This window comes from Rothia sp. BD8, assembly GCF_044878465.1.
GTDB classification, from domain to species: Bacteria; Actinomycetota; Actinomycetes; order Actinomycetales; family Micrococcaceae; genus Rothia; species Rothia kristinae.
On the sequence record NZ_JANJES010000016.1, the window covers coordinates 29,398 to 41,947 of the forward strand.

12 protein-coding genes are annotated in these 12,550 nt (G+C 73.4%); 5 read left to right on the forward strand and 7 right to left on the reverse strand.

Translation table 11 applies throughout. The features are described 5' to 3' along the window. Position 1: 1 nt before the first annotated feature. Genes crtI through NQ707_RS10020 form a run of 5 tightly spaced genes read right to left on the reverse strand, consistent with a single transcriptional unit; the run spans position 2 to position 4,850 of the window. Positions 2-1,672 carry a phytoene desaturase family protein gene (crtI, locus tag NQ707_RS10000; protein ID WP_081046193.1) on the reverse strand — a complete coding sequence of 557 codons (1,671 nt, stop codon included), beginning with the start codon at positions 1,670-1,672 and terminating at the stop codon, positions 2-4. Continuing rightward, positions 1,669-2,535, reverse strand: coding sequence for a squalene/phytoene synthase family protein (locus NQ707_RS10005; RefSeq protein ID WP_058731737.1), 867 nt, complete (start codon positions 2,533-2,535; stop codon positions 1,669-1,671). Before NQ707_RS10005 ends, crtI begins: the two co-directional genes overlap by 4 nt. Further along, positions 2,532-4,115 carry an FAD-dependent oxidoreductase gene (locus NQ707_RS10010; protein ID WP_404435671.1) on the reverse strand — a complete coding sequence of 528 codons (1,584 nt, stop codon included), beginning with the start codon at positions 4,113-4,115 and terminating at the stop codon, positions 2,532-2,534. The genes NQ707_RS10005 and NQ707_RS10010 overlap by 4 nt, the downstream gene beginning before the upstream one ends. Then, complete coding sequence (locus NQ707_RS10015; protein ID WP_100464713.1) at positions 4,112-4,459, reverse strand: lycopene cyclase domain-containing protein; 348 nt, start codon at positions 4,457-4,459, stop codon at positions 4,112-4,114. Before NQ707_RS10015 ends, NQ707_RS10010 begins: the two co-directional genes overlap by 4 nt. Then, positions 4,452-4,850, reverse strand: a complete 399-nt coding sequence (locus NQ707_RS10020; RefSeq protein WP_404435673.1) for a lycopene cyclase domain-containing protein — start codon at positions 4,848-4,850, stop codon at positions 4,452-4,454. The genes NQ707_RS10015 and NQ707_RS10020 overlap by 8 nt, the downstream gene beginning before the upstream one ends. A gap of 175 nt (positions 4,851-5,025) precedes the next feature. On the opposite strand from NQ707_RS10020, the gene NQ707_RS10025 reads away from it, so the two are divergent. Together NQ707_RS10025 and NQ707_RS10030 are read left to right on the forward strand one after the other, a co-directional pair. Then, positions 5,026-5,601 (forward strand): acyl-CoA thioesterase, encoded by a 576-nt coding sequence (locus NQ707_RS10025; RefSeq protein WP_404435675.1) that lies wholly within the window; start codon positions 5,026-5,028, stop codon positions 5,599-5,601. Positions 5,602-5,610: 9 nt separating this feature from the next. Then, entirely contained in the window at positions 5,611-5,790 is a 180-nt protein-coding gene (locus NQ707_RS10030; RefSeq protein ID WP_055684686.1) for a PspC domain-containing protein, read from the forward strand. Positions 5,791-5,865: 75 nt separating this feature from the next. Here NQ707_RS10030 and NQ707_RS10035 read toward each other — a convergent pair whose 3' ends face one another. Beyond that, positions 5,866-7,302, reverse strand: a complete 1,437-nt coding sequence (locus tag NQ707_RS10035) for a dicarboxylate/amino acid:cation symporter (RefSeq protein WP_279751989.1) — start codon at positions 7,300-7,302, stop codon at positions 5,866-5,868. Between the two features lie 261 nt (positions 7,303-7,563). Between NQ707_RS10035 and NQ707_RS10040 the strand changes: the two genes are divergently transcribed. Both NQ707_RS10040 and NQ707_RS10045 read left to right on the forward strand, forming a co-directional pair. Next, the gene (locus NQ707_RS10040; protein WP_055684716.1) at positions 7,564-8,352 is read left to right on the forward strand and encodes an HAD-IIA family hydrolase; all 789 of its coding nucleotides are present in this window, start codon (positions 7,564-7,566) and stop codon (positions 8,350-8,352) included. A 238-nt stretch (positions 8,353-8,590) separates the two neighbouring features. Then, positions 8,591-9,586, forward strand: coding sequence for a hypothetical protein (locus NQ707_RS10045; protein WP_404435678.1), 996 nt, complete (start codon positions 8,591-8,593; stop codon positions 9,584-9,586). 76 nt (positions 9,587-9,662) lie between these two features. Here NQ707_RS10045 and recQ read toward each other — a convergent pair whose 3' ends face one another. After that, on the reverse strand, positions 9,663-11,564 hold the full coding sequence (recQ, locus tag NQ707_RS10050) for a DNA helicase RecQ (protein ID WP_404435679.1): 1,902 nt from the start codon (positions 11,562-11,564) through the stop codon (positions 9,663-9,665). A 150-nt stretch (positions 11,565-11,714) separates the two neighbouring features. Between recQ and NQ707_RS10055 the strand changes: the two genes are divergently transcribed. Continuing rightward, complete coding sequence (locus NQ707_RS10055; protein ID WP_166637405.1) at positions 11,715-12,386, forward strand: hypothetical protein; 672 nt, start codon at positions 11,715-11,717, stop codon at positions 12,384-12,386. Positions 12,387-12,550: the final 164 nt, after the last annotated feature.

Sequence of the window (12,550 nt, forward strand, 5' to 3'; positions counted from 1 at the left end):
CTCACCCGGGCTCTCCCGGGGTCGGGGCCGTCTCCCCGTCCGGGGCGGTCTCGCCGTCCGGGGCCGGCTCCGGCAGGGGCCCCGGGCCGCCGCGCCCGCGCACGGCCTTGAGCACCAGCTCGGCACTGATCAGGCACATCGGCACCCCCACGCCGGGCACGGTGGTCGAGCCCGCGTAGTACAGGCCGGCCACCCGGCGGGAGACGGTGCGTCCGCGGAAGAACGCGGACTGCCCGAGGGTGTGGGCGGGTCCCAGGGCGCTGCCGCGGAAGGCGTGGTAGTCGGCCTCGAAATCTCCGGGACCGATGGTGCGGCGCAGCACGATCCGCTCGGCCAGATCGGGGATCCCCGCCCACTCGGAGATCTGCTCGATGACCCGGTCCGCGGCTTGCTCCACGAGGGCATCGCCCGACCCCTCCTCACCTCCGCGCCCGATTCCGGGATCGGGCGGGACGGGCACGAGCACGAAGAGGTTCTCGTGCCCGGGCGGGGCGACGTCGTCGGTGGCCGAGGACCGGCACACGTAGATCGACGCCGGGTCCGGAACGTGCGCCCGCGGCCCGAAGATCGCGGCGAAGTTCTCCCGCCAGTCCTCGGTGAAGAACAGGGTGTGGTGGGCCAGCTGCGGCAGCTGCCCGCGCACCCCCAGCAGCACGAGCACCGCCCCGGGCCCGGAGACCTGTCGGGACCACCGTCGGCTGCCGTAGGTGCGGTCTTCAGGGGCCAGCAGCTCGGTCTCGGTGTGGTGCTCATCCGCGGCGGAGACGATGATCGGGGCCCGCAGGGTGTGCTCCCGACCGGCCTGGAGGTACGTCACGGACTCGGCGCGCCCGGCGCGGGAGGTGATCGCGGTGACCTCGCAGCCGGTGCGGATCTCCGCCCCCTCGCGCTCGGCCAGCCGGGTCAGCGCCCGCACGACGCCGGTGAATCCGCCGCGCGGCCAGCGCACGCCGTCGCGCAGGTCCAGGTGGCTCATCAGGTGGTACAGGGCTGGGGCGCGGAAGGGCGAGGCGCCCAGGAACACGGCCGGATAGCCGAGGATCTGGCGCAGCACAGGATGGCGGAAGCGGGCGGCGGCGTAGGACCACAGCGAGCGCCCCAGCAGCGGCAGCACCGCCGGCAGGGCCGCCAGCACCCGCGGGTGGGTCAGGTCCCGCACGGTGGAGAACCGGTTGTACAGGAAGGCGGCCAGGGCGGCCCGGTAGGCGCGGGTGGCCGAGCGCAGGTAGCGGCGCAGCCGCGGCCCCGATCCGGGTTCCAGCCGCTCGAACAGCCGCTCGGCCGGCCCGTCCCCGGTGATCACGTCCACCGGGTCCGCGGGCCCGTCGTCCCGCGGAGCCGGGTAGACGCGGTAGGCCGGGTCCAGCCGGGTCAGCTCCAGCTCCCGGCGCGTGCTGGTGCCCAGCATCGCGAAAAAGTGGTCGAAGGTCTCCGGCATGAGGTACCAGGAGGGGCCGGTGTCGAAGACCCAGCCTTCCGGCGCCCAGGTGCCGGCCCGGCCGCCGACCCGCTCGTTGCGCTCGAGCACGGTGACCGGGTGCCCGTCCCGGGCCAGCAGGCAGGCGGTGGCCAGCCCGGCGATGCCCCCGCCGATCACGATCACCGGCTCCTCGGCGGGGCGGCGCGTCTGCGGGCGAGGTCGGTTCCGGCGTCGGCCGGGGCGGGGGATCATGCGCGGCTCCTTCGGGTCGCGGCGCGCAGCAGCAGGGCGGCCTTGCGGGGTGCGGGCACGCGGATGCGGTCCCGGCGCAGCCGCTGCGGGTCGGTCCGGGCCAGCCGGTCGGTCAGCTCCCCGAACAGGTCCCGGGCCGCCTGCACCGCGGGGCGGGCGCCGGGATCCAGCAGCGGGATCGCGGCGTCGGCCTCGGCGAGGTCGCACCGGATCGAGGCGACGACGGCGTCCCGGGCGGGCCCGTCCAGGCCCGCGGCCGCCTCGGGCAGGTAGACTCGGTGCAGCTGGCCGGTGTCCGCGGCCCAGTCCCGCAGGAAGTTCACCCGCTGGAAGGCCCTCCCCAAGGACCGGGCCCCCGCGGTGAGGATGCGCTCCTGCTGCGCGGTGCGGGTCCGGCCCGCCTCGAAGATCCGCAGGCACATCAGTCCGATGACCTCCGCGGAGCCGTAGACGTAGTCCCGGGCCTGCTCCGGGCTGAACTCGCGTCGGTGCAGGTCGGTGCGCATCGAGGCGAAGAAGGGCCGGGTCAGCTCGACGCCGATCCCGTGCTCCCGGGCGGTGCGGGCGAAGGCGTGCACGATGAGGTCCCCGCTGAAGCCGATCTGCAGGGCGCGTTCGGTGCGGGCCTCCAGGGCATCCAGCTCGCTGCGGCGCTGGGCCGCATCGAACCCGGCCTGCTCGGCGGGGCCATCGACGATCTCATCGGCGACCCGCACCAGGGCGTAGACGTCGGCGATGCGCGGGCGGATCCGCCGGGAGAGCAGGCGGCTGGCCAACCCGAAGGAGGTGGAGTAGCGGCGGATCACGGTGCCGGCTCCGGCCGAGGCCGCGGCGTCGTACAGGTCCAGTCCGGTCGGTCTCATCCGCGCCTCTCCTCGGATTTCCGGCCGCGTCTCGCCCCGGGCAGGGCACCCAGGGCCCGGCGGGCCCACCCCGGCCAGGAGGCGCGGGCGGTGCGCGGCGGGGACAGCAGGTCGTGTCCGCGCACGCCCCACCCTTCCAGCAGGGCGTTGGCCGCCTGCCAGCCGGTGGTCGCGGCCCGCTCCATCAGCGCCACCGGCAGGTCCGTGCGCAGGCAGTCACCGGCCAGCATCAGCCGGGGATCCGGGGTGGCCACGGTGGGTCGGCGCTCCCACGGCTCGGTGCCGATCAGCGGGCAGTCCCGTTCGATCAGCAGCTCCTCGTGACGGATCCCGGCCGCGGCGGTCTCCGGCCAGACCCGGGCCAGCTCCGCGCGCAGCCGCGTGCGCAGCCGCTCGGGGTCGCTCGCTTCGGGCAGGGCGTAGGCGTGCAGCTCGATGACGCTGCCGCCGTGCTCGGCGCGCCACCGGGCCGCCCCGGCCTCGAAGCGCTCCAGGACGCTGACGTTGTCCAGCGGGCCGTACCCGGCGGTGCCCAGGAACGCCGGGCGGTCGCGGTGCACCGGGCGGTCCAGCCACAGGCGCCACACCGCGAACGGCGGGGCGGTGCGCAGCTGCCCGACCCGCGAGCGCCAGTCCGCATCCTCCACCCCCTCGGCCGTCTCGACGAGCCGGCGGATGCCCTCCGGGCCGGCGGCGAGCACCGCGGCGTCGTACTCCTCAGGCGCCGCGTCGTCGAAGCGGGCCCGGATCGCGGGCCCGCGCAGGTCCAGGGCCTGCACCCGATCCGTCGCGAAGCGCACGCCCAGGCCCTCCAGGTGTCCGCGCAGGGGCCGCCACAGGGCGGTGTCGAAGTCCTCGGCGGCGGTGTCGAACAGCAGGCCCTCGGCCGAGCCGAGGAAGTAGGTGTGGAACATCGCCACCAGCTCACCGGCGGAGAAGTCCCGGGGGTCGGCGAAGAAGCTGCGGGCGAAGACCTCCAGGGCCAGGTGCCGGGCCCGCGGCGGGAAGCCCAGCTCATCCAGGAACCGCTGGGCGCTGACCCCGTCCCAGCGGCGGAAGGTGTCCGGGAAGTCCACGTCCAGCAGGGACAGGGCCGCGTCCAGGTCCACCCGCGGCAGGTCTGTGAGCCGGAAGCTGGGGCTGGTCAGGACGAATCCGATGAAGCTGAACGGCGGGGTGCGGGGGATGCGCCGGAAGGAGTCGGCGAGCCCGGTGGAGGAGACCAGCGGGTAGTCCGGGATCGGCACCAGCCCGGGGGCCTCCGGGGGCAGGCGCCGCAGCAGCGCCCGGAGGTTGTAGTACTGCCGGAAGAAGGCGTGGAAGCCCCGGCCCATCGTGGCCGGCCCCTGCGGGGTCGTGATGGGCCAGGAGCGCACCCGTCCGCCCAGCTGCGGGTGCTTCTCCACCAGGTGCACCTCGACGCCGCGCTCGGCCAGTCCGGTGGCCGCGGCCAGTCCGGCGATGCCGCCGCCGATGACGAGCACCCGGCGGCGCGCATCCGGCCGCTCGGCTCCCTCCGGCCCGGGGATCAGCTCGGCGCGGCGGTCCCGGATGCCCGGGGCTGGGCGATGGGGTGTCATCGGATCTCCCGATCGTCGGGGGTGCGGCGGGCCGGGGCGTCGTCGGCTCCGCCCCACCGGTTCCACAGGATGATGGCGAGGGTGACCATGGCCCAGCCGAAGCCGAAGTCCTCGAGGGGGATGTCCCAGGGGAAGCGGATCCCGGAGAACTCCCGCGGGTGGTAGATCACCAGAGGGGCGGAGAGCTTGGTCAGCCAGCCGTCCACCAGCACCTGGAAGCCCAGGATGATGGCCAGGGAGGTCCAGTAGCGCGGCTGCCGGAAGATCCCGGTGCGCAGCCACAGGATCTCCGCGAGCAGGACCGCGGCCATGCCCAGCAGGGTCCACAGCGTGTACTCAGGCATGCGGCCCCTCCCCCGCCCCGAGGGCCCGCGGATCCCGGGGACCCCGCACGAGTGCTCCCGTCCCGCGGCGCAGGCGGCGCAGCCAGCCCAGGCAGGTGCCCACGGCGCCGTAGGTCAGCAGGGCGCACAGAGGGATCGCCACGAAGAACAGGATCTCCTCCAGGGGCAGCCCGCCCGGGATCGAGATCCCCAGGAAGTACTGGGCGTCGTAGGTCCAGTGGCCGCGATGGTAGGCGATGACGTCCCACGCGCCGAAGAGGACCAGCACGACGCCGATCACCCGCAGCGTCAGCAGCGGGCGGCGGTAGACCCGGGCGCGGAAGACGAACTCCAGCGGCAGGGTCAGCAGCAGGCAGGCGCCGAGCAGGAGCAGGTACTGGCCGTGCTGCATCGGGACCTCCTCGCCGCGAGTGGAAGGGCGGTGCCGCCCCCGTCGGACGGGGCATCGCGCCTGGTGATGATCCTATCAGCCCCCTCCGCCCCGGCGTCGCCCCCCTGGCCCGGGCCGGTACCCGGCAGGCTCCGGTACAGTGATCCGCATCGCATCCGATCCCGAAGGGACACCCGTGAATCTGTACCTGCGTCTGCTGCTGATGAGCCTGCGGGCCCGCGCTGGCCGCGGTGGTCGCCCGCTGAGCATCTGGGACACCGCCGTGACCGCCTTCCGGGTGGCCCCCACCGATCTGGACGTGCTCGGGCACATGAACAACGGCCGCTACCTGACCATCATGGACCTGGCCCGGCTGGACCTGATGACCCGCTCGGGGTTCTGGGCCCGGCTGCGGCGTCGGGGCTGGTATCCGGTCGTGGCCGGGCAGACCATCAGCTACCGCCGCTCCCTGACCCTGGGCCAGCGGTTCACGGTGCACACGCGGGTGCTGGGCCTGGATGAGCGGTGGATCTACCTGGAGCAGATCTTCGCCGTCGGCGCCGATCTGTACGCGCAGGCCGCGGTGCGCGCCCGCTTCCTGCGCCGCGGCGGGGGCTCCGTCAGCCACGACGAGGTCCTCGAGCTCACCGGCCCCCTGCCGGCCGGACGCGAGGTGCCGGGCTGGCTGCTCGAGTGGTCCGCCGGCTCCAAGCCGGCCCGCACCTGGGAGCAGCCCGGGCGGGTCGACGAGGACCCGGCGGGCAGGGCCTAGAGTGAGGGCATGGCACTGAAGCGCTCCCGCACCCACAAGATCATCGCCGGCGTGTGCGGCGGCATCGCCGAGTCCCTGGACTGGTCCCCCGCCCGCGTGCGCCTGCTGTTCATCCTCTCCCTGCTGATCCCCGGTCCGCAGGCGATCTTCTACCTCGTGGCCTGGCTGATCATCCCCAAGGCGGACTGACACCCCCGTTCACGACGACGCCGCCCGGTCCTCGCATCGTCGAGGGCCGGGCGGCGTCGTGGCGGGCGGAGCGGATTATTCGTAGCTGACCTGCTCGATGTAGGCGTCCGGATCGAAGGGCACGTACTCGTGGGTGGGCGCGACCCGCTGCTTCTCGTCCAGCCGGCGCCCGATCAGCCGATCCACGACCATCGCGATCGCCCCGTCCCCCGTCACGTTCGTCGCGGTGCCGAAGGAGTCCAGCGCGATGTAGGTCGCGATCATCAGGGCGATCTGCTGCTCGTCGAAGCCGAGCATGGACTGCAGGATGCCGACGGCGGCCATGATCGCCCCGCCCGGCACCCCGGGGGCGGCGACCATCACGATGCCGAGCATGAACACGAAGCCGATCCACTGCCCCGTGGAGACCCCGACCCCCTGGGTGAAGGCGATCGCGATCGCGAAGGCGGTGATCTTGGAGGCGGAGCCGGCCAGGTGGATCGTCGCGCACAGGGGCACCACGAAGTTCGCGACCGGGTGGCGCACCCCGTTCTTCAGGGTCTGGCGCAGGGTCACCGGGATCGTGGCCGCCGAGGAGGAGGTGCCCAGGGCCGTCAGGTAGGCGTCCTTCATGGTCCACACGGCCTTCACCGGGTTGCGTCGGCTCACCGCCCCGGCGATCCCGTACTGGGTCCCGAGGATCACGACCTCCAGCACCAGCACCACCACGACGACGACCAGCAGCGTGGAGATGACCTTCCCGACCTCCCCGGACTGGGTGAGGTTCAGGAAGATCCCGAAGATGTGCAGCGGCAGCAGCGGGATGATGATCCGGCTGATCAGGGCGGTGATGATCTCCCGGAACTCCAGGAAGCCCCGGCGCAGCACCCCGCGCGGGACGATGGACAGCCCGATGCCCAGCACGAAGGCGAGGATCAGCGCCGTCATAACCTCCAAGGGCGCGGGGATCTCGATCGTGAAGTACCCGGAGGTCGAGGCGAGATCGTCCTCGGTGGCGTGCACGTCGGAGAAGGTGCCCCGGTGCAGGATGCCCGGGAAGATCCACAGGGCGACGGCGAGGGTCAGCATGCCCGCGAAGATCGTGGAGGCGTAGGCCAGGCCCGCGGTCAGCCCCAGCCAGCGCCCAGCCCCGCGCCCCAGGTCCCCGATGGCCGGGACCACCAGGCCGACGATGATCAGCGGGATCGCGAAGTTCAGCAGCTGGGAGAAGATGTCGTTGAAGGTGAAGAACACCCGCGAGAGCCCCTCGGGGAAGAAGGTCCCGCAGACCAGGCCCAGCACGATCGCCAGCAGCACCCACGGCAGGATCCCCCACCGGGTCAGGACCGATCCGGGGCGGACCGGGCCCTGCCCGGAGCTCGTGCGATCCGCGTGGGCCAGGTCCCCCGCGTGTTCGGGCAGATCGGCGGGGCTGTGGCGCTCCGGCTGATGCGGCGGGTTCCGGTGCGGCGGGGTCTGCGCCCGGCCGTTCTGAGGTGGCTGGTTCTGCGGCGATGGCGGGTTCTGGCTCACGGGGGATCCTGAGTCTCTCGACGGTGCGGTGTCCCCCAGGATCTTGCCACACCGGCGCCCGCCGGAGGCGAGGCCGTCCGCCAGGTGACGCGCCGAGTCCCGGCGAGCCGCTGCGTCGGGCGGGTATGGGCCCGTCGTCTCGCTTCCCGGACCGGATCGTGCCACGTGCGCCGGATGATCCGGTCCGCGATGCACGCTCCGGCCCACGGCCGGCGGGGCGTCGTCGGCGTCCGGCGGGGCGGCGTCGGGCACAATGGGAGCATGACTGCGCAGATCTCCTACCTGACCGACATGGACGGCGTCCTCATCAAGGAGGGGGAGATGATCCCCGGGGCGGACCGCTTCCTGCGGACCCTGCAGGACAACGACGTCAACTACATGGTCCTGACGAACAACTCGATCCACACCCCGCGGGACCTCTCCGCGCGGCTGCGTGCCACCGGCCTGGACATCCCGGAGGAGCGGATCTGGACCTCCGCCCTGGCCACCGCGCACTTCCTGCGCACCCAGCGGGAGGTGGGCACCGCCTACGTCGTCGGGGAGTCGGGACTGACCACGAGCCTGCACGAGTCCGGGTGGATCCTCGGGGAGAACGAGCCCGACTTCGTGGTCCTGGGCGAGACCCGCACGTACTCCTTCGAGGCGATCACCCGGGCGATCAACCTGATCCGGGGCGGGGCGCGGTTCATCGGGACCAACCCGGACATCACGGGCCCGGCGCCGGAGGGGGTGCTGCCGGCGACGGGGGCGGTCGCGGCGCTGATCACCGCGGCCACGGGGAAGAAGCCGTACTACGTGGGCAAGCCGAACCCGGTGATGATGCGCTCGGCCCTGAACACCATCGGGGCGCACTCGGAGTCCACGGTGATGATCGGGGACCGGATGGACACGGATGTGAAGTCCGGGCTGGAGGCGGGCATGCGCACCCTGCTGGTGCGCTCCGGGATCTCCGACGACGAGGAGATCGACCGCTACCCCTACCGCCCCACCCGCATCATCGAATCGGTCGCGGACCTGGTGGAGTGCTGGGAGGACCCCTTCTCCGACTGACCCGCCCCCACCTCCCACCCGCCGTGGGCAGGATCGTGCAGTCTGGACCGGACCATCCGACTCACGTCGCACGATCCGGTCCGGGACCTGTCGGAGCCGCCGCAGACCGCCGATAGCAGGGCCGGGCGTCATCCACAGGATCCTTCCGGACCCCGCCCGGACGTTACGGATCCACAGGTCGGCCGCCCCGGGGTCTCTGCTCGCCGGACCGACGTCGGCGACGCGTCACAGTGGGGCCATGGACCACCGCACGCCGCCCCCGATCACCGCGAACCACCAGCCCTCCGAAGCCCCGGAGCTGCCCTCTGCGGTCACGCCATCCGACATCCTCCTGGCCCGCGACGTCCTGGGCCTGGGCATGAGCAGACGCGCCCTCTACGAGGTGCTGCGCACCGGACGGCTCATCCGGCTCAGGCCGGGTGCGGGCATCGATGCCGATCTGTGGCGGCGGCTGTCCCCGAGGGAGCGCTGCATCGCCGACCACCTGGCCTTCGCGCTGACCCGCCCGGCCGCACTCTCCCGTCCGCCGGTCTTCTCCCATGATTCGGCCCTCCTGCTGCACGGGCTCTCCCTCGTGGCTCTGCCCTCGCGCCTGCACGTGGCGGGAAGCCCGCGCCCGCACCACCACGCCCCCGATGTGACGACCCACGAGGATCCGTACGCACAGGCCGGCGCCCACGTGGATCGATACGGTGTGGACACCGTCGCCCCGCCGGTGGCCCTCGTGCAGTCGCTGCTGAGCCTGCCCTTCGCCGACGGTCTGGTGCTGGCCGATCAGGCGCTGGACCGGGGACTGTCCCGTGAGCTCGGATACGAGCTGCTGGCCCGGGGCGGATCCCGTCACCGCGCCCGGGCGCAGGCGGTGCTCGACGCCGCCGATGCGGCCTCCGAGTCCGTGCTGGAATCCCAGACGAGGGCCGAGCTGGTGAGGTACGGGGTGCCCCGTCCGGGGCTCCAGCTGCCGGTGCGCACCGGGCGAGGATGGCGGGGGCTGGATATGGCGTGGGAGGAGGAGCGGGTGGCCCTCGAGGTGGATGGTCGCGCCAAGTACTTCGACTTCGGGCCCACCGACGCGGCGATCTACCAGGAGCGCAAACGCGAAGTGGAGCTCATGGAACGGGGGTGGCTCATCCTGCGCACGGACGCCGCCCGGGCGCTGCACCAGCCGGGCACGACAGCCAGGATGGTGGCCCGGACCCTCGCGCAGCGACGGGGCCGACGGCGTCGGGACTGAATCGTGCAGTCCGGACCGGATCATCCGGCTCGCGATGCACGATCCGGTCCACCGGGAGGTACCGGGGGTCCGGCGGCTAGGCCAGCACCCGCAGGACCGCCTCGCCGTAGCGCTCCAGCTTCTTCGCTCCCACCCCACTGACCTCGGCCAGCGCGGCGCTCGAGCTGGGCCGGGCGCGGGCCAGCTCGATCAGGGTCGCGTCCGGGAAGACGACGTAGGCGGGCACCCCCTGCTCCCGGGCCTGCTCGGTGCGCCAGGCCCGCAGCCGCTCGAAGACCTCCCGGTCCTCCTCCCCCAGCTCCGCGGCCACCGTCGAGCGGGACCCCGTGGCACCAGTGCGGGACCGGGCGACCTTCGCGGTGCGCTCCGGGGTGACCCGCAGGGTCACGGTCTGCTCCCCGCGCAGGATGGGCCCGGCAGGCCCGGCCAGCTCCAGCGTCCCGTACTCCCCGGTCGCGGCGAGGATCCCGCGGGCCAGCAGCTGCCGGATGACCGCCCGCCAGGCGGTCTCGGACAGGTCAGCCCCGATCCCCCAGACGCTGAGCTGATCGTGGCGGGAGCGGGTGGAGCGTTCGTTGGGGGTGCCCCGCAGCACCGCGATGATCTGCTGGGCGCCGAAGCGCTGGCCCCGCTCCCGGTCCAGGCGCACGACGGCGGAGAGCAGCTTCTGCACGGGAACGGTCCCATCCCAGCTGGCCGGCGGATTGAGGCAGGTATCGCAGTTGCCGCACGGACCCGTCTCCTGCCCGAAGTAGCGCAGGATCTGCACCCGTCGGCAGTCGGTGGTCTCACACAGGGCGAGCATCGCGTCCAGGTGGGCCCGCTGCACCCGCCGGTGCTCCTCGCTGCCCTCGGATTCGTCGATCATCCGCCGCAGCTGCACCACGTCCTGCAGCCCGTAGGCCAGCCAGGCGGTGGCGGGCAGCCCGTCGCGCCCAGCGCGCCCGGTCTCCTGGTAGTACCCCTCCACGGATTTGGGCAGGTCCAGGTGAGCGACGAAGCGCACATCGGGTTTGTCGATGCCCATCCCGAAGGCGATGGTCGCGACCATGACCACCCCGTCCTCGCGCAGGAACCGACGCTGGCCCTCGGCCCGCTGCGCCTCGGACATCCCGGCATGGTAGGCCATCGCGTCCACCCCCTGGTCCCGCAGCCAGGCGGCGGTCTGCTCGACGCGGCGTCGGGACAGGCAGTAGACGATGCCGGCCTCGCCGTCGTGCTCGGTGCGGATCAGGCGCAGCAGCTGCTGGCGGGCGGAGTTCTTCTCGGTGATGCGGTACTGGATGTTGGGCCGGTCGAAGCTGGCGACGAAGTGCTCGGCCCCCTGTAGGGCGAGCCGCTCGGTCAGCTCCCGGTGGGTCGCGGCGGTGGCGGTGGCGGTCAGGGCGATGCGCGGGACCCCGGGGAAGCGATCGGCCAGCACGGACAGACCGAGGTAGTCCTTCCGGAAGTCGTGGCCCCACTGGGAGACGCAGTGCGCCTCGTCGATCGCGAACAGGGCCAGGCGCGTCCGGCCCAGCAGGTCCAGGGTGCGCTCCTGCACGAGCCGCTCCGGGGCGAGGTAGACCAGGTCGTAGTCCCCGGCCAGCAGTCCGCGCTCCACGGTCCGGGCCTGCTCGAGGTCCAGGGATGAGTTCAGGTACGCGGCGCGGATGCCCACCGCTTCCAGGGCCTCCACCTGGTCCTGCATCAGCGCGATCAGCGGGGAGACGACGACGCCGGTGCCCTCCCGCAGGATCGCCGGGATCTGGTAGCACAGGGACTTCCCGCCGCCGGTGGGCATCAGCACGACGGCGTCGCCCCCGGCGGTGACCCGGTGGATGATCGCGGCCTGGTCCCCGCGGAAGGAGTCGTAGCCGAAGACGGTGCGCAGGACCTCCAGGGCCGGATCCTCGAGGGTGTCCGGGTGCTCGGCGGTGGTGTCCGCGCCGGTCCTCGCGGCAGGCGCGCCGGTGTCGGTGGTGGTTTCCTCGCTCACCCTTCCACCGTACCGGGGGGCGAGGCCTGGGGACCGTTCGGTCACAGCCCGAGCACAGGAGCACGGGGCTCCGGGCACAGGGTGGCTTCCTAGCGTGGAGACATCGGCAGGGGCCCCGACCGGGGCCCGCCGGGGAAGGGATGATCGGCCATGACCACGGACTCCACCACCACGACCGCCGCGACCGGCGGCGACGCCGTCGCACGGTACCGCTACCTGCTGTCCACGAGCAGCCCGGATCAGATCGAGAAGGCCCACGAAGAGGCCTTCGCCGCGATGAGCGCGCAGGAGCGCCAGCAGGTCCTCACCGCACTGTCCGGCTCGGGCGAGACCCCCGCGGACACCTCCTCCTCGTCGCTGGCTCGGGCGGCGACCCGACTGGAGATGAGGAAGCCCGGCACGCTCAGCAGTGTGCTCGGCTCCAGCGGGCTGGGGACCGGCGGCACGGTGCTGGCCTCGCTGGCCGCGGGCTTCGTGGGCTCCGCGGTGTGGGGTTCGCTGACCGGCGGGGACGGTGTCGGCGGTCGCCCCGGCCTGCTCTCCCGCCTGTTCGGCCGACACCGGGGCTTCGGGGCCGGAGGCGGCACGGGGCCGTTCGACGGCGGAGTGTTCAACGGCGGCCTGTTCGGCGGCGGGATGGGCGCCGGAAGGGGACGTGCGATGGGCGCCGGCTGGGGCGACGGGCCCGGAGGCGGCTCCCGCGGCGGCATGGGGCGGGGCGGCCCGGAGGGAGGACCCGGCGGGGGCATGGGCGGACCTGGCGGCATGGGCGGGCCCGGCGGCATGGGCGGGCCCGGCGGTGGTCCCGGCGGGAGGTTCTGAAGCCTCTCGCGAGCGGGCAGACGCCCCCGGGGGAGGGGGGGGCCCCCCCCCCCGGGGGGGGGGGGGGGGGGGGGGGGGGGGGGGGGGGGGGGGGGGGGGGGGGGGGGGGGGGGGGGGGTTGGGGAGCGGGGCCGGCCGGGCGGGGGGGGGGGGGGGGCCGCCCC